Below are 17,165 nucleotides of genomic sequence, written 5' to 3'. Positions count from 1 at the left end.
GGGAGCGGGGCCGTCAGCGCCGTGCGAGCGCGGCGAACCAGCGCACGATGCGCGGGGTCGCCGCCGCGTTGGACCCCAGGTGGCGCGAGCCGTGGTAATCGGCCGCGCCGAGATCGACGACCGGGGCGTGGACCCCGTTCGCGGCCAGCCCGGAACGGCAGCGTTCGGTGTTCTCGGTCGTCGCCTGCTCGTCGCCCGACGCCATGTAGAGGCGGACCGGCGCGCGCGGGGCCCAGTCGGCGCAGACCGCGTCGGTGGTCCGCAGCGCCTCGGCCAGGGCGCCCGTCGGGTGCGCGAGGAGTGCGCGGCCGTGCGGGGTCAGCAGCTCGTCCAGTGCCCCCGGAGTGCCCGCCATCAGCTCCTGGCCGGTGTGCGCGCCGTCGAAGAGGGCCTCGACCGTGCCGGCGTACGGCTCCCGGAACACCTCGCCCGGATCCTCGTACACGGCGTGCAGGCGGTTGAAGGCGACCAGGGTGTACGCGGCGTAGACCACGCTCGATTTGGCGTCCAGCTCGCCGGCGAGCAGCGCCCGCAGCTCCGCGCCGCCGAAGTCGTACGCCCCGCTGACCGGCGCCAGCGCACCAAGGCGGAACCAGCGGTCCTCGCCCGCCTGGAGCGCCCGGCCGAGCCCGAGGGCCGCCGACGCGCCCTGCGAGAAGCCGGTGACCATGACCTCGCGGGCCAGGACGTGCCCGGTGCGGGGCGCGAAGGCGCGGGCGGCCCGGAGCATGTCGAGGGAGGCCGTGGTCTCGGAGCCGATGTCCATCCAGGGGTGCAGGCCGGGACCGGTGCCCATGCCGAGGTAGTCGGGTGCGATCGCGAACGCCCCGGCCGACGCGTGCGCGATCACCGGCGCGGAGACGAAGGCGGCGCGCTGGGCGGACGGCGCGTCGTCCTTGTGGCTGCCGGTGCCGTGGGCGAAGGAGACGGGGTGCAGCCGGGGCGCGCCGCGCAGGGGCACGGCGACGAGTCCGCTCGCCGTGGTGGGCCGGCCGTGCGCGTCGACGGTCCGGTAGACGAGCCGGTAGGCGTCGACGCCGTACCGGACGGTGTCCGCGCCGAACCCGGCCCCGGTCAGCTCGGCGGTCACGGCCCGTGGGGTGCGCAGGGTGTACAGCCTCTCGGCGGAGACCAGGGTGCCCCGGCCGGCCGCCTCGGCGTGCGCTGAGGCGTGCGCGGGGGAGGTGGGGGCCGGGGCGGCCAGGGCGGCCGGGCCGCTCAGCAGCAGGCCGCAGCAGGCGGCTGCCGCCACGGCCCGCAGGAGCACGCGGGAGCGGCGGGCGCGGAAGGTGGGCGAGGGGGCGGATGCGGTCATGGGCCTCTCCGACTCAGGTGCGTTCTCGGGCACTTGAGCCTTTCGCTCCACGGTGTCCGCGCGCATTGGCGGGGGCCCCCGACTCGTCGGGGGGCTGTCCCCCGCATGGGTCAGTGGCTGTCCGTGGCTGTCCACACCCTCGACCACAGCCAGGGCGGCCCGCTGCTGTGGCCCGCCTGCGCCGTCCCGGCGGGGCCGGCGGCTCTGGCTGGTCTGGCCGGGAACGCGGTGCTCGCGGCGCGGCGGCTGTCCGTGCCCGCCGCGCCGGTCCCGGCGGCGCGACGCCCGGACGCTGAGACCGGTTCGCCCGCGCGCCCCCGGTCCGGTTAGGTTTCTGGTCATGACCGACACGACTTCCACCCGCACCACCGGCGCCGTCGCCGCCGGCCTCGCCACCATCGCCGGTGACGGTTCCGTCCTCGACACCTGGTTCCCCGCGCCCGAGCTCACCGCCGAGCCCGGCCCCGCCGGCACCGAGCGGCTCGGCCCCGACCAGGCCGTGAACCTGCTCGGCGAGGGCGCCGCCAAGGCCATCGGCGTGGACGCCCGGCGCGGCGTCGAGGTCGTCGCCGTGCGCACGGTCATCGCCTCGCTCGACGACAGGCCGCTCGACGCCCACGACGTGTACCTGCGCCTGCACCTGCTCTCGCACCGCCTGGTCCAGCCGCACGGGCAGAACCTGGACGGAATCTTCGGCCACCTCGCCAACGTCGCCTGGACCTCGCTCGGCCCGGTCGCCGTCGACGATCTGGAGAAGGTGCGGCTCAACGCCCGCGCCGAGGGCCTGCACCTCCAGGTCACCTCCGTCGACAAGTTCCCGCGCATGACGGACTACGTGGCGCCGAAGGGCGTGCGGATCGCGGACGCCGACCGGGTGCGCCTCGGCGCGCACCTTGCCTCCGGCACGACCGTCATGCACGAGGGCTTCGTCAACTTCAACGCCGGCACGCTCGGCACGTCCATGGTCGAGGGCCGCATCTCCGCCGGCGTCGTCATCGGTGACGGCTCGGACATCGGAGGCGGCGCCTCCACGATGGGCATGCTCTCCGGCGGCGGCAAGGAGCGCATCGTGATCGGCGAGCGCTGCCTGGTCGGCGCGGAGGCCGGGGTCGGCATCGCGCTCGGCGACGAGTGCGTCGTCGAGGCCGGTCTGTACGTCACCGCCGGTACGCGCGTCACCATGCCCGACGGCCAGGTGGTCAAGGCCCGCGAGCTCTCCGGCGCCTCGAACATCCTCTTCCGCCGCAACTCGGTCACCGGAGCCGTCGAGGCCCGCCCGAACAACGCGGTCTGGGACGGCCTCAACGACGTCCTGCACAGCAACGACTGAGCAGCGGCTCGCGCTTCGGGCCCTAGGCCGGGACGAGGAGTTCCTCGTACGCCGCACGCAGCCCGTCGGACGCCTCGCGCCCGGCGGGCTGCAGCGGTTCGCGCACCGGCCCCGCGGCCAGCAGCGCCTTCGCCGTGACCGTGCCCGGCAGTCCGGCCGCCATCATCAGCGCCGTCAGCGGGGCCAGCCGCGCGTTGAGCCGGGCGGCCCCGTCGGTGTCCCCGGCGTCGAAGGCGTCCAGCACCGCCCGCATCCGCCCGGGCACCACGTTGGCGACCGTGCTGACGTATCCCGCGCCGCCCAACGCGTACAGCGGCAGGTTCAGCTCCTCGCAGCCCGAGTAGTACGCGAGCCCGCCGGCGGCGATCACCCGGGTCGCCGCCAGCAGGTCCTGCGCGCAGTCCTTCACCGCCACGATGCGCGGGTGCTCCGCCAGCCGCAGCATGGTCTCCGGCTCGACGCGGGTGCCGGTGCGGCCGGGAATGTCGTACAGCATCACGGGCAGCCCCGCCGCGTCCGCGATGCGGCGGAAGTGCGCCTCGACGGCCGCCTGCGGGGGCCTGCTGTAGTACGGGGTCACCACCAGGAGCCCGTCCGCGCCCGCCCGTTCGGCCTGGCGCGCCAGCTCGATCGTGTGCCGGGTGTCCGAGGTGCCGACGCCCGCGACCAGCGGCACGGCCGGGCCGACCGCCTCCCGCACCGCGCGCAGCAGCTCCGCCTTCTCCGCGTCGGACGTGGTCGGGGACTCGCCGGTGGTGCCGCTGAGCACCAGCCCGTCGCAGCCGCCCGCGACCAGCGCGGCCGCGTGTGCTGCCGCGGCCTCCCGGTCGAGGGCGCCGTCGGCGGTGAAGGGGGTGATCATGGCGCAGAGTGCGCGGCCGAAGGGGCGCGGGCGGGCAGGTGCGGAAGGTGTCATTCCAGCAGTGTCGGCCCGCCGGACCGTGAAGGTCTACTTAGATCTGCTGTGGGTGAAGGTGAAGCAACGCTCAAGAATGTGCGACCGGCCCGCACCCCGGACCGGTGCGCCGGCGGTCTTGCCCGCATTCCGGTCGGCACACGGCGAAATGCGTCTACGCTGGGGGCGTGTTCCGCACGTTCCACCCGCCCCGCCACAGGCCCGGGGCCCCGCGGCACACGTCCTGAGCCGGCCGGCCCGGCGACCTACCCCCCGTATGTTCCGAGGAGACCCCCTGATGTCCGCAGAGCGCCCGACCCTGCCGCCGGTCCGGCTGCACACCGAGGCCGAGCTGGCACGGGACGCGCTTGCCGCGCCGCTGCTCGCCCGCGCCGCACGGCTCGCCCGCTGGGCCGGCCCGGACACCAGGGTCGGGGCCGGTGGCGAACTCGTCGACGCGCAACTGCCCGCCGCCGCCGAGCACCTCGGCCTCGCCCCGGACGAGGACGGCGCCGCGGAGGCCAGTGAGGCCTGGCGGCTGGCCGTCGACACCGGACTCGTCGACATCGAGGACCCGGCCCAGGAGACGGGCGGCCCGGAGGACGGTTTCGACGAGGACGACGACGAGACCGGCGGCGACGAGGCGCTGGGGACCGTCACCGCGGGCGAGAACCTCGCGCTGCTGACCGGCGGTTCACCTGCGGACGTCCTGGCGATCTGGCTCGACGGCCTGGAGGCCGCGCACGCCGACGCCACCGCGCCGGTCTTCGACGACTTCGCGGACCTCGTCGGCGAGGACGGTTCGATCGACTTCGAGGCGCTCGACTGGGACCCGGAGACCGAGGCGGAGTTCCTGGACGGCGTCCTCGGCAACCTCTACCTGCTCACCGTCGGCGAGGGCGCGGACGGGACGCCGGTGCCGCTGCCCGCGCTCGCCGCCTCGATGATCGTCCCCGACGACATGGGCGAGCCCACCGACGACGTGCTGGAGCAGGTCTCGGACGCGATGATGCGGCTGGACGACCAGTTCCGGGTGCTGGAGCCCATCGGCATCGTCGAGTACCACCCGGTGGACGAGGCGCTGCTCGTCGAGGAGGGCGAGGACACCGCGTCCCCCGCCGACGAGGAGGACGTCACCCGCTACGGCATGGTCCGGCTGACCCCCCTCGGTCTCTACGGCATCCGCGCCCGCATGCTGGACGCCGGGGTGGACGCCCCGGCGATCGGCGACCTCGTGGACAAGGGCGCCGACGTGCTCCTCGGCGGCGTCGCCCACTACCCGGAGGCCGCGGCCCGCGCCGAGATCCAGCTGTGGCTGGCCCGCCGGGGCTCGGACGGCGCCGCCGCGGAACTCCTGGACGCCGCACGGGGCGACGACCCGGTGGCCCCGCTGCGCCGGCTGCACTGCCAGCAGGCGCTCGCCCTGGTCGGCGCGGAGGCCGAACCCGCCGTGCGCGCGGTGCTCGACGACCCGGAGCTCGGCGGCCTGGCCCGCGTCTGGCTCGCCGAGCGGGGCGCGGAGGGCGTCCCGGCGCCCTCGGAGGCGATGATCTTCTGGCTCGCCATCGACACGATCGCGGCCCAGCTGGAGGCCGACGGCGACCTCGACGAGCTCCAGGGCCTGGTCGAGGGCCTGTCCGGCCAGCACAGCGGTTTCTTCGACGAGGCCTGGCGCGTCGACCACCCGGCGACCGCGGACGTCCTGGAGGCGATGGGGCGGCTGCACAGCGACAAGAAGCAGGCCAAGGACGCCCGCAAGGCCGCGTTCAAGGCGCGCTCGCGCGCCGGTTCGGGCGACTGACCAGGCGCTTCGGGGGGGATACGACGGGCGGGCGGCCGGACACGGGCTGCCCGCCCGTCGTCGATGTTCACCGAAAGCAGCGCCCCGAAGTCGTCGCCGGTTCAACTGGTGTTGGGGAACGGACGGAACGGTGAGGGCCGTCAACAGCACGCCCCCGCAGCACCAGGAGTACGTGATGGCCTTCACGCGCAGGGAATTCACCAGACAGTCCGCCTTCACCGGCGCCGGCATCGCCCTCACCGGAACCGTCGCCGCGCTGGCCACCGCGCCCGGCGCCCTCGCCGCCGGGGACCCGAAGCACGGACACGGACACGGACACGGCCACGACGACCACGGCCACGGACACGGCCACGGCCACGGGCACGACCGCGAACCCGGCTACGGGCCGCTGCGCTCCGACCCCAAGGGCATACTCGCGCTGCCCGCCGGATTCTCGTACCGGATCATCACGCACTGCGGTGTCACCAAGCTGGAGAGCGGCGAGTACACGCCGTCCAACCACGACGGCACGGCCGCCTTCGAGGGCCCGCGCGGGGTGACGCTGCTGGTCAACAACCACGAGCTCAGCGGGACCCGGGCCGGCTGGGAGCACCCCGTGCCCCTCACCGACGGCCTCGTCTACGACCCGGTCGCGGCGGGCGGCTGCACCGTCGTCGAGACCCGCCGCGACGGCCGCACCGCCGAGTGGGTCGGCATCGCCGGCACCTCCACCAACTGCGCGGGCGGCGCCACCCCGTGGGACACCTGGCTCACCTGCGAGGAGACCGAGGACAAGGCCGGCAAGAACGGCCTGCTCAAGGACCACGGCTACGTCTTCGAGGTCGACCCGTACGACAAGCGCGCCAACCGCTCCCCGCGCCCCATCAAGGCCTTCGGCCGGTACGCGCACGAGGCGGTCGTCATCGACCCCAAGCAGGGCCACGCCTACCTCACCGAGGACGCCTCGGGCCCCAACGGGCTGCTCTACCGCTGGGTCCCGCCGCACGGCTTCCGGCACGGCCGGGGCAAGCTGCGCACCCTCGCCGACGACGCGGGCGTGCTCCAGGCGTTCAAGTGCTTCGACAAGAACGGCAAGTTCGTCGACGACCTCTCCCGGGCCACGAAGACCGGCACCGTGTACGGCGTGGACTGGGTCGACGTGCCGGACCGGGACGCGAAGACGGTCTCGGTGCGCAAGCAGTTCGGCGACAAGGAGATCACCCGCGCCCGCAAGCTGGAGGGCATGTGGTGGAGCGACGGCGGCGCGTACATCGTGTCCTCCTTCGCCCGTGACGAGAGCCCCGTCCAGCACGACGGCCAGGTCTGGTTCTACGACCCGAAGCGCCGCACGCTGACCCTGAAGGTGCTCCTGGGCGTCAACCCCGACCCGTCGAAGGACGGCGCCTTCGACGGCCCGGACAACATCACCGTCTCGCCGTACGGCGGCCTGGTCATCGCCGAGGACGGCGAGGGCGTCCAGCACCTCTTCGGGGCGACCGAGAGCGGCCGCACCTACCCCATCGCGCGCAACGAGCTGAACATCGGCAACGCGGCGGAGCCCGAGTACAGCGAGTTCACCGGGGTCACGTTCTCGCCGGACGGCAAAACGCTGTTCGCCAACATCCAGACCCCGGGGATCATGGTCGCCATCACCGGTCCGTGGAAGCGGCAGCCCAACCGTTAGAGCCTGTCCGGCGGACCAGGGCCGGACAGTGCGCGGCGTCTGGTGCGGTGCATCGCAAGGCGCCGAGGTGTCCTCAATGGGGTCTCCCCTGCTCGAACGAAGTTGAGAGCTCGGGGAAGGAGCGATCAGGACATTTCGGCAACGCGGCGAGGTGTCGTGCCAGGCGTCGCGACCCCGGCCCTGGTCCGCCGGACAGGCTCTTAACTGCGGGGCATGGCGCCGGGCCCTCCGGGGGCGCATACTCGAAGCAATGAAACAGTCCGCCGGCTCCCGCCGCCACCTGCCGTCCAGTCCCTTCAACCGCCCGGCCCAGGCGGCCCCACCGGTCGAATTGTTCGATGTGGGCGACCGGGTCTCGCACGACCAGTTCGGCCTCGGCCGCGTCCTCGCCGTCGAGGGCGACAACGACGCGGTGCTCATCGACTTCGCCGGCCGTCAGGGGCGCATCATGAGCCCCTACTCCAAGCTCACGAAGCTCTGAGGCCGTCACAGGGGCCGTCCGCCAGCCGCGCGGGCGGCCCCTGAGCCATGCGTGGGGCCCTACAGGGCCTGCGCGGCGGGCTTCACCATGCCCCGGACGGTCCGCGACTTCACGAAGTCGCCCATCGCGGTCATCTCCCACTCGCCGGAGAACTGCTTGATCAGCTTGGCCATCATCACGCCGGTCTGCGGCTCGGCCCCGGTCAGGTCGAAGCGGACCAGCTCCTCGTCGGTGGCGGCGTCGACCAGCCGGCAGTAGGCCTTGGCGACCTCGGTGAACTTCTGGCCCGTGAACGAGTTGACCGTGAACACCAGGCCGGTCGCCTCGGCGGGAATCCGGCCCAGGTCCACGACGATCACCTCGTCGTCCCCCTGGCCCTCGCCGGTGAGGTTGTCCCCGGAGTGCTTGATCGCGCCGTTCAGGATGGAGAGCTTGCCGAAGTAGCAGCTGTCCAGGTGGTTGCGCTGCGGGCCGTACGCGATGACCGAGGCGTCCAGGTCGATGTCCTTGCCGCGGAACGCGGGCTCCCAGCCGAGGCCCATCTTGACCTGGGAGAGCAGCGGCCGGCCCGCCTTGACCAGCGAGACGGTCTCGTTCTTCCGGAGGCTGACGCGGCCCTTGTCGAGGTTGATCCGCCCCGGCGCGGACGGTGCCGGGGGTGCCGGAGGGGCGGCCGGGGGAGCGGCCGGGGCGAGGCGCGGGTCCACCGGTGCGGCGGCCGGCGGCGGGGGTGCGGGAGCGGTGACCGCCGGGGCCGCGGGTGCGGCGGGGGCCTCGTCGACCGTGACGCCGAAGTCCGTGGCGATGCCGGCCAGGCCGTTCGCATAGCCCTGGCCGACGGCGCGGACCTTCCAGGCGTCGCCGCGCCGGTAGACCTCCATGACCACGAGCGCGGTCTCGGCGCCCAGCCGGGGCGGGGTGAAGGACGCGAGCACGGTGCCGTTGTCCGCGTCGCGCACGGTGGCGGTCGGCTCGACGCCCTGGAAGGTCTGACCGGCGCCGTCCGGGCTCGCCGTGACGATGATCTTCTCGATGCCGGCGGGCACCGCGGCGGTGTCCACGACTACGGCGTCCGGCGCGCTGCCGCCGCCGGAGCGGTAGGTCACACCGGGGCCCGAGGGCTGGTTGTAGAAGATGAAGTCGTCGTCGGAGCGCACCTTGCCGTCGGCGGTGAGCAGCAGGCCCGACACGTCGAGCCGCACGGGCGCCGCGACGTCCACCGCCACGCGGGCGGCGGTGAGCGGAAGATTCGAGCCAGGTGTCATAGCGGTCATGTCCGGATGAACGAACGACCCGGCTTTGCCGTTCCCTTACCTTCCGCAGGTTTCGCCCGTACGGCGGAAGCTTCCGTTCCGCGCCCCCGTGCCGGCTCCCGTCAGCGGTTGCGCGGGTGGTTGCGCGCGGTGCGCTCGTTGCCGTGCTTGTACGCCCCCGTCCAGCGGGCCATCACCAGCTGGGCGTCGCCCGCCTCCACCTCGGCCAGGAACTTCTCCGCCCGGCCGCCGCGCAGGGTGCCCGCCGGGCGGCCGTGGTGGGTGACGGTGACGCTCGCGTCGCCGTGCTGCTCGTACCGGAATCCCGAAGGTTTCGCCATGGCCGCATCATGCCGCGCCGACGCGTTCCGGGACGACGGCTTTTTCGCGGTCTCAGTGCGGCCAGACCGGCGGGTTGGTGCAGAAGTGGCCGCCGAGGTGGGCGTGGTCCGGGTTGTCGGGGTCCAGCTCGCCCTGTTCCGCGACGAGCTTCGCCGCGTACGGTTCCGAGTCGTCCTGCGGCTCGTAGCCCAGCGCACGGGCGGAGGTCAGGTCCCACCACAGCCGGGTGTTGTCCGAGGAGCCGTTGACGACGGTGTGCCCGACGTTCTCGGCGGTGAGCGCGGCGTCGAACAGCCGGGCGCCGTCGGCGGGGCTCATCCACACCGACAGCATCCGGACGGACGTCGGCTCGGGGAAGCAGGAGCCGATGCGGACGGAGACCGTCTCCATACCGTGCCGGTCCCAGTACAGCTGGGCGAGGTCCTCGCCGAACGACTTGGACAGGCCGTAGAAGGTGTCGGGCCGGCGCGGGGTGTCCACCGGGATCAGCGGGTCGCCCGGCAGCGGGCGCGGGGTGAAGCCCACCGCGTGGTTGGACGAGGCGAACACGATGCGGCGGACCCCGGCCTCCCGCGCGGCCTCGTACAGGTTGTACGTGCCCTCGATGTTCGCCCTGAGGATCTTGTCGAACGGGGCTTCCAGCGAGATGCCGGCGAGGTGGATGATCGCGTCGACCCCCGCCACGGCCTCGCGCAGCGCGTCCCTGTCCCCGAGGTCGGCGGTGATCGCGTCGGGCTCGCCCTCGATCGGCACCATGTCGAACAGGCGCAGCGCGTATCCGTGGGCGGGCAGCAGTGCGCGCATCAGCGTGCCGAGGCCGCCGGCGGCGCCGGTGAGCAGGACGGTGCGGGGCGTTGCGGCGGGCATGCGGGTCTCCTTTTGGATCAGGTTCACATGCGTGGACAAGGTATGTGGGGGGTGAGGGGCCGTCAAGGGGCGTCGGTGGGGCGCGCCTGTCCGGCCATCGAGGGTGAAGCTCCCGCACCGGAGTGCGGCCGTCGCGCCTTGACCCCGGCGCGCCCGGCGCCCTAGCTTAGGATGCGTTCATGAATATGGACACCAATCAGAGATGCGCACGCCTCAGGAGGCGCCCGTGAGTTCAGACCCGCTTGCCGCCCGACTCACCGCCGTCGCCGGGCCGCTCTTCTTCCCCGTCACCGCCTACGACGCGGCCGGCGCCGTCGACGTGGACGCCTTCCGGGCGCACGTCCGCCGGGGTGTCGACGCCGGCGCGGCGGCGGTGTTCGCGGCCTGCGGTACGGGCGAGTTCCACGCCCTGACCCCCGAGGAGTTCCGGCTCGTCGTGTCCGCCGCGGTGGAGGAGACCGCCGGACGGGTGCCGGTCGTCGCGGGCGCCGGGTACGGCACCGCGCTGGCCGTCCAGTTCGCCCGGCTCGCCGAGGAGGCCGGTGCCGACGGGCTGCTGGCCATGCCGCCGTACCTGGTCCACGCCGACCAGGAAGGGCTGCTGGCGCACTACACGGCGCTGGCCGCGGCCACCGGCCTGGAGACGATCGTCTACCAGCGCGACAACGCCGTCTTCACCCCCGAGACCGTGCTCGCCCTGGCCCGGACCCCCGGGATCATCGGCCTCAAGGACGGCTACGGCGACCTCGACCTGATGCAGCGCATCGTCAGCGCGGTGCGCACCGGGCTGCCGGGGGAGGACTTCCTCTACTTCAACGGGCTGCCCACCGCCGAACTCACCGGCCTCGCCTACCGCGGCATCGGCGTCACGCTGTACTCGTCGGCCGTCTTCGCCTTCGCCCCCGACATCGCGCTCGCCTTCTACCGGGCCCTGGAGTCCGGCGACGACGCCCTGGTCAACGCGCTGCTCGACACGTTCTACCGGCCGCTGGTCGAACTGCGGGCCCAGGGCCGCGGCTACGCCGTGTCCCTCGTCAAGGCCGGGGTCCGCCTCCAGGGGCTGGACGTCGGCGAGGTGCGCAGCCCGCTCACCGAGCCGCCGGCCGCGCACATCAAGGAGCTGACGGAGATCGTCGCCGCCGGCCGCGCACTCCTGGAGCGCCACGGATGAGGACGTCCGCCTTCCTCTACCCCTGGGACGTCGTCGGGGACCCCGACGCCCCGGCCCGCATCGCGGACCTCGGCATCCAGCAGGTGACGCTCGCCGCCGCCTACCACTCCACCCGGGCGCTGACCCCGCGCCACCCCGCCCGCCGCATCGTCACGGCCGAGCACGCGGCGGTGCTCTACCCGCCGGACGCCGGCCGCTGGGCGGGGCGGGCGCTGCGCCCGTACCCGCAGGCGTGGATCGCGTCGGACGACCCCTTCGCGGAGGCCGCCGAGGCGCTGGCCGGAGCCGGTCTCGACGTGCACAGCTGGGTGGTGCTCGCGCACAGCTCACGGCTCGGCGCCGAACACCCGGACACCTCGGTGGTCAACGCCTACGGGGACCGCTACCCCTGGGCGCCCTGCATCGCCCGGCCGGAGGTCCGCGCGTATCTGGTGGACCTGGCGGCGGAGGCGGCGGTACGCGACGGGGCGCGGGGCACCGAGCTGGAGTCCTGCGGCTGGTACGGCTTCGCCCATCTGCACGCCCATGACAAGGTGGCGGGCGTCGGGCTCGGGGACGCGGCCCAGTACCTGATGTCCCTGTGCTTCTGCGCGGTCTGCCGGGCCGGGTACGCCGCACAGGGCCTCGACGCAGAGGAGCTCGGCGCGTCCGTGCGCCGCGCCCTGGAGCCGGTCTGGGCCGGGTCCAAATCACCGGACGCGGGCTGGGACGCCGTCGGGAAGCTGCTCGGCGCCGACCTCGCGGAGGCGACGCTGCGGTGGCGCACGGAGGTGGCCCGGGGCCTCCAGGAAGCGGTGACCGGCGCGGTGCGGGCCGCGGCGGCGCCCGGGTTCCAGGTGCTGCTGCACGCCGACCCCGCCCCGTACCGCTGCGGGGCCAACGTGGGCGTCGACCCCGGGCACATCCTGTCCGTGGCGGATGGCGTGGTGCTGCCGTGCACCGGGGCGGACGCGGCACGGGAGGCGGTGCTGGGGCCGTTCGCGGGCGCTCCCGACGCGGTCGTCGCGGCCAACCTCACCGTGGTGCGCGGCATGGGCGGCAGCCCGGACACGCTGGAGCGCGACGCCACGCACGCGGCCTCGCTCGGCGCGAACCAACTGCGCCTGTACCACGCGGGCCTGGCGTCCGACCCGGACCTGGCGGCCGTCGCGGGGGCCCTCGCGCGCCTGGGGTGACACGAGCGACGCCGCTCAGGCGTCCGCCGGGCCGCCGGGAGCCACCCGTTCCCGGCGGCCCACGGCCGGCAGCAGGGCCGCCGTCAGCACCGCCCCCGCGCCCACCACCGGCAGCAGCACCCCGACGTCCACCCGCGCCACCAGCCCCGCGCCGATCCCCAGGGCCACCGCGTTCGGCGACATCATCAGCGTGTCCGCCGTCGCGGCCGTACGGCCCAGCACCGCGTCCGGGGTCTCCCGCTGCACCGCCGTCAGCGCGGCGATCAGGACGCACGGCAGGCCCGCCCCGATCAGCGCGCACGCGGTGAGCGCCACCGCGTCAGACGGCACGGCCCGCAGCCCCACCGCGACGCCGAACACCGCGATCCCCGCCGCCGCGAACACCCGCCCCGGCAGCCGGCGCATCAGCGGGCCCGCGAGCAGCCCGACCGTGATGGACCCGAGCCCCTGGGCGACCGAGAGCACCCCGGCGTACGCGGGGGAGTGCCCGAGGGTGCCGTCCACGACGGCGTACAGCGTCGCCCCGTTGAGCCCGGCGCACAGCATCGTGGCCGAAGCGGCGAGGACCAGCGGCCGCAGCACCGGCGATCCCCACAGCTGCCGCAGCCCGGCCGTCCAGCCGCCCGGTCCGCCGGGGGTGGGACGGCCCGTCCGGCGAACCCGCAGCAGCGCGTAGAGACCGGCGGCCAGGGCGAACGAGACCGCGTCCAGGAGCGCCACCGCACTGCCCCCGTAGCGGGCGTAGAGGCCGGCGCCGGTCAGCGGCGCCACCAGCTTCATGCCCTCGTTCGCCATCATCCGCAGCCCGTTGAAGTCGCCCAGCAGACCGGGCGCGACGGCCCCCGCCACCACGGCCGCCTCGGCGGAACCCATCAGCACCGAGCCGCACCCGTACACCACCAGGGCCGCGAACAGCAGCCACACGCGCCCCTGCGCGCCCACGGCCGCGAGCGCCGCCAGCAGGACGGCCAGGGTGACGTTCGTGCCCACCAGCAGCGGCTTGCGCGGCAGCCGGTCGGCCACCGCGCCGAGCAGCGGGCCGAACAGGACCGGCAGCCAGACCGCGAACAGGGCGAGCGCCGCCAACGCGTCCGAACCCGTCAGCGACTTGACCCAGATCCCGGCCGCCAGGGTCATCGCCGAACTGCCGAACCCGGAGACCACGACCGCCGCGAGGAACAGCCCCGCTGTCCGGTCCCGCAGGACCCGCCCCACCGCCATCACGCCCACCGCACCTTCCTGACCTGCCGGTTCGTCCTGTGGTCAGGCTGGCGACTGAGGCCCCGGCGCGGCATCGGGCAGATGCCGTACACCGGACAACTCGCGCGGCGGACAACGGAATCCGTGTACGGCACATGTCCCGGTCCCGCGAATTTCTTTCGTCAGAAGCGTTGACGAAACATTCACGGCGCCTCTAGCTTCATCGCGTCGTACTCCGTACGTCATATATGAGACGCGATACGCGAGATGTGAGAGCCCTTCACCCATGACCTTTGCGCCCACCCCGATTCCGTCCCGCACCCAGTACGTGCTGGAGGCGATCAAGCACGCGATCCTCACGGCACAACTGAGGCCGGGGCAGGCGCTCGTGGAGACCGAGCTCGCCGCACAGTTCGGGGTCTCCAAGACCCCCGTCCGCGAGGCGCTGAAGACCCTCGCCGGCACCGGCCTCGTCGTCATGAGCCAGTACAAGGGCGCCACCGTCCGGCTCGTCGACGCGGCCATGGCCCGCGAGGTCTACGACGTACGACTGCTGCTCGAACCGGAGGCGCTGCGCCGCTCGATCACCCGCAAGGCGTCGCTCGACGCGGCGCAGGAGGCCCTGGAGCGGTCGGACACGGCGGGCGACAAGGCCGACAGGTCGCTCGCCAACCGGGACTTCCACCGGGCGCTCTACCTGCCCTGCGGCAACCCGCTGCTGGCACGGATGCTCGACGAGGTCCGCGACCAGGCCGCTCTGGTCTCCACGGTCGCCTGGTCGACCATCCCGTCCTGGGAGCGGGAGGCGGCCGAGCACCGGGAGATCCTGCGGCTCGCGCTCGCCGACGACGCGGACGCGGCGGCCGGGGCCCTGCACGACCACATCGCGTCGTTCGTCCGCCGCGCCTTCCCCGACGACGAGGACGGGGGCGGCGCGGCGTGAACCGGCACACCGACGAAAGGCCAGTCCGCATGGACCTCACACCGCTGAAGGCGGCCCTCGCAGATGTCGTGGCGATCCCGGTCACCCCGTTCGCCGGGGACGGGACCATTGACACGACGGCGCACCGCGCCCTGCTGCGGAGACTGCTCGACGGCGGCGTGCGCATCGTCACCCCGAACGGCAACACCGGGGAGTTCTACGCCCTCACCCCCGAGGAGCGGCGCACCGTCACCGAGCTGACCATCGACGAGGCCGGCGGCCGTGCCACGGTCCTGGTCGGCGTGGGGCACGACGTGCCGACCGCCGTCGCCGCCGCCGAGCACGCCAGGGACGCCGGGGCCGAGATGGTGATGGTCCACCAGCCCGTCCACCCCTACGTCTCGCAGGACGGCTGGATCGACTACCACCGCGCCATCGCCGAGGCCGTCCCCGGGCTCGGGATCGTCCCGTACATCCGCAACCCGCACCTCGACGGCTCCTGCCTGGCAGACCTCGCCGACAGCTGCCCCAACGTCATCGGTGTCAAGTACGCCGTCCCGGACGCCGCCCGCTTCGCCGCCTTCGCCCGTGACGCGGGGCTCGAACGCTTCGTCTGGGTCGCCGGCCTCGCCGAGCTGTACGCCCCGGCCTACTTCTCGGCCGGCGCCACCGGCTTCACCTCCGGGCTGGTCAACGTGGCGCCCGGCGTCTCGCTGGCCATGCTGGAGGCGCTGCGGGCCGGCGACCACCCGGCCGCCATGAAGGTCTGGGAGCAGATCCGCCGCTTCGAGGAGCTGCGCGCCGACCGGCAGTCCGCCAACAACGTCACCGTCGTCAAGGAGGCCCTGGCCGCCCTCGGGCTCTGCGACCGCTCGGTGCGCCCGCCCAGCCGGGTGCTGCCCGAGGCACAGCGCGCCGAGGTCGCCGACCAGATCGCCGGGTGGTCCATATGACCGGCCGCATCGCCCCCGAGGAGCTGCGCAGCCACCAGTGGTACGGCACCGACGGACTGCGTTCCTTCAGCCACCGCGCCCGCACCCGCCAGCTCGGCTACCTCCCCGAGGAGCACCTCGGCAAGCCGGTCGTGGCGATCCTCAACACCTGGTCGGACATCAACCCCTGCCACGTACACCTGCGCGACCGTGCGCAGGCCGTGAAGCGCGGGGTCTGGCAGGCGGGCGGCTTCCCGCTGGAGTTCCCGGTCTCCACGCTGTCGGAGACGTTCCAGAAGCCGACCCCGATGCTCTACCGCAACATGCTGGCGATGGAGACCGAGGAGCTGCTGCGCTCCTACCCCGTCGACGGGGCGGTGCTGCTCGGCGGCTGCGACAAGTCCACCCCGGCGCTGCTGATGGGCGCGGCCTCCGTGGACCTGCCGGCCGTCTTCGTACCGGCCGGGCCGATGCTGCCGGGGCACTGGCGCAACGAGGTCCTGGGCTCCGGCACCGACATGTGGAAGTACTGGGACGACAAGCGCGCCGGGCTCATCGGCGACTGCGAGATGGGCGAACTGGAGAACGGCCTCGCCCGCTCGCCCGGCCACTGCATGACCATGGGCACGGCGTCCACCCTCACCGCCGCCGCCGAGGCGCTCGGCGTCACCGTCCCCGGCGCCTCCTCGATCCCCGCCGTCGACTCCGGCCACGACCGCATGGCCGCGCAGTCCGGGCTCCGCATCGTCGAACTGGTGTGGCAGCAGCGGAAGCTGTCCCAGATCCTCACGGCGGAGGCGTACGAGGACGCCGTCGCCACCGTCCTCGCGCTCGGCGGCTCCACCAACGCCGTCATCCACCTCATCGCGATGGCCGGCCGCTCCGGGATCAAGCTCACCCTGGACGACTTCGACCGCGTCGCCCGCACCGTCCCGGTCCTGGCCAACCTGCGCCCCGGCGGGAAGTACCTCATGGAGGACTTCCACTTCGCAGGCGGGCTCCCCGGCTTCCTCGCCCGGCTCACCGACGTCCTCCACCTGGACCGGCCCACCGTCTCCCACGACACCCTGCGCGCCCAGCTCGACGGGGCGCTCGTGCACAACGACGACGTCATACGGGAGCGCTCCAACCCGCTCGCCGACGAGGGCGGCGTGGCGGTGCTGCGCGGCAACCTGTGCCCGGACGGCGCCGTCATCAAGCACATCGCCGCCGAACCGCACCTGCTGCGCCACACCGGACCCGCGGTCGTCTTCGACGACTACAAGGAGATGCAGCGCACCATCAACGACCCGGCGCTCGCGCTGACCCCCGACCATGTGCTGGTCCTGCGCAACGCGGGCCCCAAGGGCGGTCCCGGAATGCCCGAGTACGGCATGCTGCCGATCCCCGACTACCTGCTCAAGCAGGGTGTACGGGACATGGTCCGGCTCTCCGACGCCCGGATGAGCGGCACCAGTTACGGGGCGTGCGTGCTGCACATCGCGCCCGAGTCCTATGTCGGCGGGCCCCTCGCCCTCGTCCGCACCGGTGACCTCGTCACCCTGGACGTCGAGGCGCGGCTGCTGAACCTCGACGTGCCCGACGAGGAACTGGCGCGCCGCCGCGCCGAGTGGACCCCGCCGCCCGTCCGGGCCGAGCGCGGCTACCAGGCCCTCTACCAGGACCAGATCACCCAGGCCGACACCGGCTGCGACTTCGCCTTCCTGGCCCGGCCGGGAGAAGTGCCCGACCCGTACGCCGGCTGAACGGCCCCTCGGGAATTCCGGCGCCCCCTCGTTCGAGATATCGAACGCCATACGGGAAGCGCTTGCGTACTAC

General features: G+C 73.5%; 16 protein-coding genes. 10 read left to right on the top strand and 6 right to left on the bottom strand.

All coding sequences use genetic code 11. The annotated features are described in order from the left end of the window. Nucleotides 1-13: 13 nt before the first annotated feature. Nucleotides 14-1,315 (bottom strand): lipase, encoded by a 1,302-nt coding sequence (locus OG242_RS06180; protein ID WP_405897176.1) that lies wholly within the window; start codon nt 1,313-1,315, stop codon nt 14-16. Nucleotides 1,316-1,438: 123 nt separating this feature from the next. On the opposite strand from OG242_RS06180, the gene OG242_RS06175 reads away from it, so the two are divergent. Beyond that, nucleotides 1,439-1,645, top strand: a complete 207-nt coding sequence (locus OG242_RS06175) for a hypothetical protein (protein WP_405897175.1) — start codon at nt 1,439-1,441, stop codon at nt 1,643-1,645. 10 nt (nt 1,646-1,655) lie between these two features. After that, on the top strand, nt 1,656-2,645 hold the full coding sequence (gene dapD / locus OG242_RS06170) for a 2,3,4,5-tetrahydropyridine-2,6-dicarboxylate N-succinyltransferase (RefSeq protein WP_405897174.1): 990 nt from the start codon (nt 1,656-1,658) through the stop codon (nt 2,643-2,645). Nucleotides 2,646-2,667: 22 nt separating this feature from the next. Here the strand turns inward: dapD and dapA are convergent, their stop codons facing one another. Further along, nucleotides 2,668-3,561: a 4-hydroxy-tetrahydrodipicolinate synthase gene (gene dapA / locus OG242_RS06165; protein ID WP_405897173.1), complete on the bottom strand. Its 894-nt coding sequence runs from the start codon at nt 3,559-3,561 to the stop codon at nt 2,668-2,670. Between the two features lie 277 nt (nt 3,562-3,838). Between dapA and OG242_RS06160 the strand changes: the two genes are divergently transcribed. The 3 genes from OG242_RS06160 to OG242_RS06150 all read left to right on the top strand — a co-directional run bounded on the left by OG242_RS06160 (nt 3,839) and on the right by OG242_RS06150 (nt 7,485). After that, nucleotides 3,839-5,341: a hypothetical protein gene (locus OG242_RS06160; RefSeq protein ID WP_405897172.1), complete on the top strand. Its 1,503-nt coding sequence runs from the start codon at nt 3,839-3,841 to the stop codon at nt 5,339-5,341. A gap of 175 nt (nt 5,342-5,516) precedes the next feature. Next, a complete protein-coding gene (locus OG242_RS06155) occupies nt 5,517-7,004 on the top strand; it encodes an alkaline phosphatase PhoX (RefSeq protein ID WP_405901520.1) in 1,488 nt (495 codons plus the stop codon). A 250-nt stretch (nt 7,005-7,254) separates the two neighbouring features. Further along, a complete protein-coding gene (locus OG242_RS06150; protein WP_018104640.1) occupies nt 7,255-7,485 on the top strand; it encodes a CarD family transcriptional regulator in 231 nt (76 codons plus the stop codon). 59 nt (nt 7,486-7,544) lie between these two features. Here the strand turns inward: OG242_RS06150 and OG242_RS06145 are convergent, their stop codons facing one another. The 3 genes from OG242_RS06145 to OG242_RS06135 all read right to left on the bottom strand — a co-directional run bounded on the left by OG242_RS06145 (nt 7,545) and on the right by OG242_RS06135 (nt 9,947). Then, a complete protein-coding gene (locus OG242_RS06145; RefSeq protein WP_405897171.1) occupies nt 7,545-8,759 on the bottom strand; it encodes a TerD family protein in 1,215 nt (404 codons plus the stop codon). Between the two features lie 101 nt (nt 8,760-8,860). Beyond that, nucleotides 8,861-9,079 carry a hypothetical protein gene (locus OG242_RS06140; RefSeq protein WP_405897170.1) on the bottom strand — a complete coding sequence of 73 codons (219 nt, stop codon included), beginning with the start codon at nt 9,077-9,079 and terminating at the stop codon, nt 8,861-8,863. A 52-nt stretch (nt 9,080-9,131) separates the two neighbouring features. Continuing rightward, nucleotides 9,132-9,947 (bottom strand): NAD-dependent epimerase/dehydratase family protein, encoded by an 816-nt coding sequence (locus tag OG242_RS06135; RefSeq protein ID WP_405897169.1) that lies wholly within the window; start codon nt 9,945-9,947, stop codon nt 9,132-9,134. A gap of 226 nt (nt 9,948-10,173) precedes the next feature. On the opposite strand from OG242_RS06135, the gene OG242_RS06130 reads away from it, so the two are divergent. Both OG242_RS06130 and OG242_RS06125 read left to right on the top strand, forming a co-directional pair. Next, nucleotides 10,174-11,118, top strand: a complete 945-nt coding sequence (locus tag OG242_RS06130) for a 5-dehydro-4-deoxyglucarate dehydratase (protein WP_405897168.1) — start codon at nt 10,174-10,176, stop codon at nt 11,116-11,118. Further along, nucleotides 11,115-12,293, top strand: a complete 1,179-nt coding sequence (locus tag OG242_RS06125) for a hypothetical protein (protein ID WP_405897167.1) — start codon at nt 11,115-11,117, stop codon at nt 12,291-12,293. Before OG242_RS06130 ends, OG242_RS06125 begins: the two co-directional genes overlap by 4 nt. 15 nt (nt 12,294-12,308) lie before the next feature. Here the strand turns inward: OG242_RS06125 and OG242_RS06120 are convergent, their stop codons facing one another. Next, nucleotides 12,309-13,514, bottom strand: a complete 1,206-nt coding sequence (locus tag OG242_RS06120) for an MFS transporter (RefSeq protein ID WP_405901519.1) — start codon at nt 13,512-13,514, stop codon at nt 12,309-12,311. 265 nt (nt 13,515-13,779) lie between these two features. Here OG242_RS06120 and OG242_RS06115 point away from each other — a divergent pair, with 265 nt between their 5' ends. From OG242_RS06115 to araD, 3 genes are read left to right on the top strand one after another with little or no spacing between them, the layout of a single operon-like run. Next, nucleotides 13,780-14,436: a GntR family transcriptional regulator gene (locus tag OG242_RS06115; RefSeq protein WP_405897166.1), complete on the top strand. Its 657-nt coding sequence runs from the start codon at nt 13,780-13,782 to the stop codon at nt 14,434-14,436. Nucleotides 14,437-14,465: 29 nt separating this feature from the next. Continuing rightward, complete coding sequence (locus OG242_RS06110) at nt 14,466-15,368, top strand: dihydrodipicolinate synthase family protein (protein ID WP_405897165.1); 903 nt, start codon at nt 14,466-14,468, stop codon at nt 15,366-15,368. After that, nucleotides 15,365-17,092 carry an L-arabinonate dehydratase gene (araD, locus tag OG242_RS06105; RefSeq protein WP_405897164.1) on the top strand — a complete coding sequence of 576 codons (1,728 nt, stop codon included), beginning with the start codon at nt 15,365-15,367 and terminating at the stop codon, nt 17,090-17,092. The genes OG242_RS06110 and araD overlap by 4 nt, the downstream gene beginning before the upstream one ends. Nucleotides 17,093-17,165 lie beyond the last annotated feature (73 nt).

The sequence above is a fragment of the Streptomyces sp. NBC_00727 genome (assembly GCF_045161745.1).
Taxonomy (GTDB): Bacteria; Actinomycetota; Actinomycetes; order Streptomycetales; family Streptomycetaceae; genus Streptomyces.
Note: the sequence above shows the minus strand (reverse complement) of the source record. Positions and strands in the feature narration are given on the sequence as shown.

What these genes read in the sequence shown, in the direction of transcription:
- OG242_RS06180 (WP_405897176.1), bottom strand. Translation starts at nt 1,315, where the DNA reads ATGACCGCATCCGCCCCCTCGCCCACCTTCCGCGCCCGCCGCTCCCGC.
- dapD (WP_405897174.1), top strand. Translation starts at nt 1,656, where the DNA reads ATGACCGACACGACTTCCACCCGCACCACCGGCGCCGTCGCCGCCGGC.
- dapA (WP_405897173.1), bottom strand. Translation starts at nt 3,561, where the DNA reads ATGACACCTTCCGCACCTGCCCGCCCGCGCCCCTTCGGCCGCGCACTC.
- OG242_RS06160 (WP_405897172.1), top strand. Translation starts at nt 3,839, where the DNA reads ATGTCCGCAGAGCGCCCGACCCTGCCGCCGGTCCGGCTGCACACCGAG.
- OG242_RS06155 (WP_405901520.1), top strand. Translation starts at nt 5,517, where the DNA reads ATGGCCTTCACGCGCAGGGAATTCACCAGACAGTCCGCCTTCACCGGC.
- OG242_RS06150 (WP_018104640.1), top strand. Translation starts at nt 7,255, where the DNA reads ATGAAACAGTCCGCCGGCTCCCGCCGCCACCTGCCGTCCAGTCCCTTC.
- OG242_RS06145 (WP_405897171.1), bottom strand. Translation starts at nt 8,759, where the DNA reads ATGACCGCTATGACACCTGGCTCGAATCTTCCGCTCACCGCCGCCCGC.
- OG242_RS06140 (WP_405897170.1), bottom strand. Translation starts at nt 9,079, where the DNA reads ATGGCGAAACCTTCGGGATTCCGGTACGAGCAGCACGGCGACGCGAGC.
- OG242_RS06135 (WP_405897169.1), bottom strand. Translation starts at nt 9,947, where the DNA reads ATGCCCGCCGCAACGCCCCGCACCGTCCTGCTCACCGGCGCCGCCGGC.
- OG242_RS06125 (WP_405897167.1), top strand. Translation starts at nt 11,115, where the DNA reads ATGAGGACGTCCGCCTTCCTCTACCCCTGGGACGTCGTCGGGGACCCC.
- OG242_RS06120 (WP_405901519.1), bottom strand. Translation starts at nt 13,514, where the DNA reads ATGGCGGTGGGGCGGGTCCTGCGGGACCGGACAGCGGGGCTGTTCCTC.
- OG242_RS06115 (WP_405897166.1), top strand. Translation starts at nt 13,780, where the DNA reads ATGACCTTTGCGCCCACCCCGATTCCGTCCCGCACCCAGTACGTGCTG.
- OG242_RS06110 (WP_405897165.1), top strand. Translation starts at nt 14,466, where the DNA reads ATGGACCTCACACCGCTGAAGGCGGCCCTCGCAGATGTCGTGGCGATC.
- araD (WP_405897164.1), top strand. Translation starts at nt 15,365, where the DNA reads ATGACCGGCCGCATCGCCCCCGAGGAGCTGCGCAGCCACCAGTGGTAC.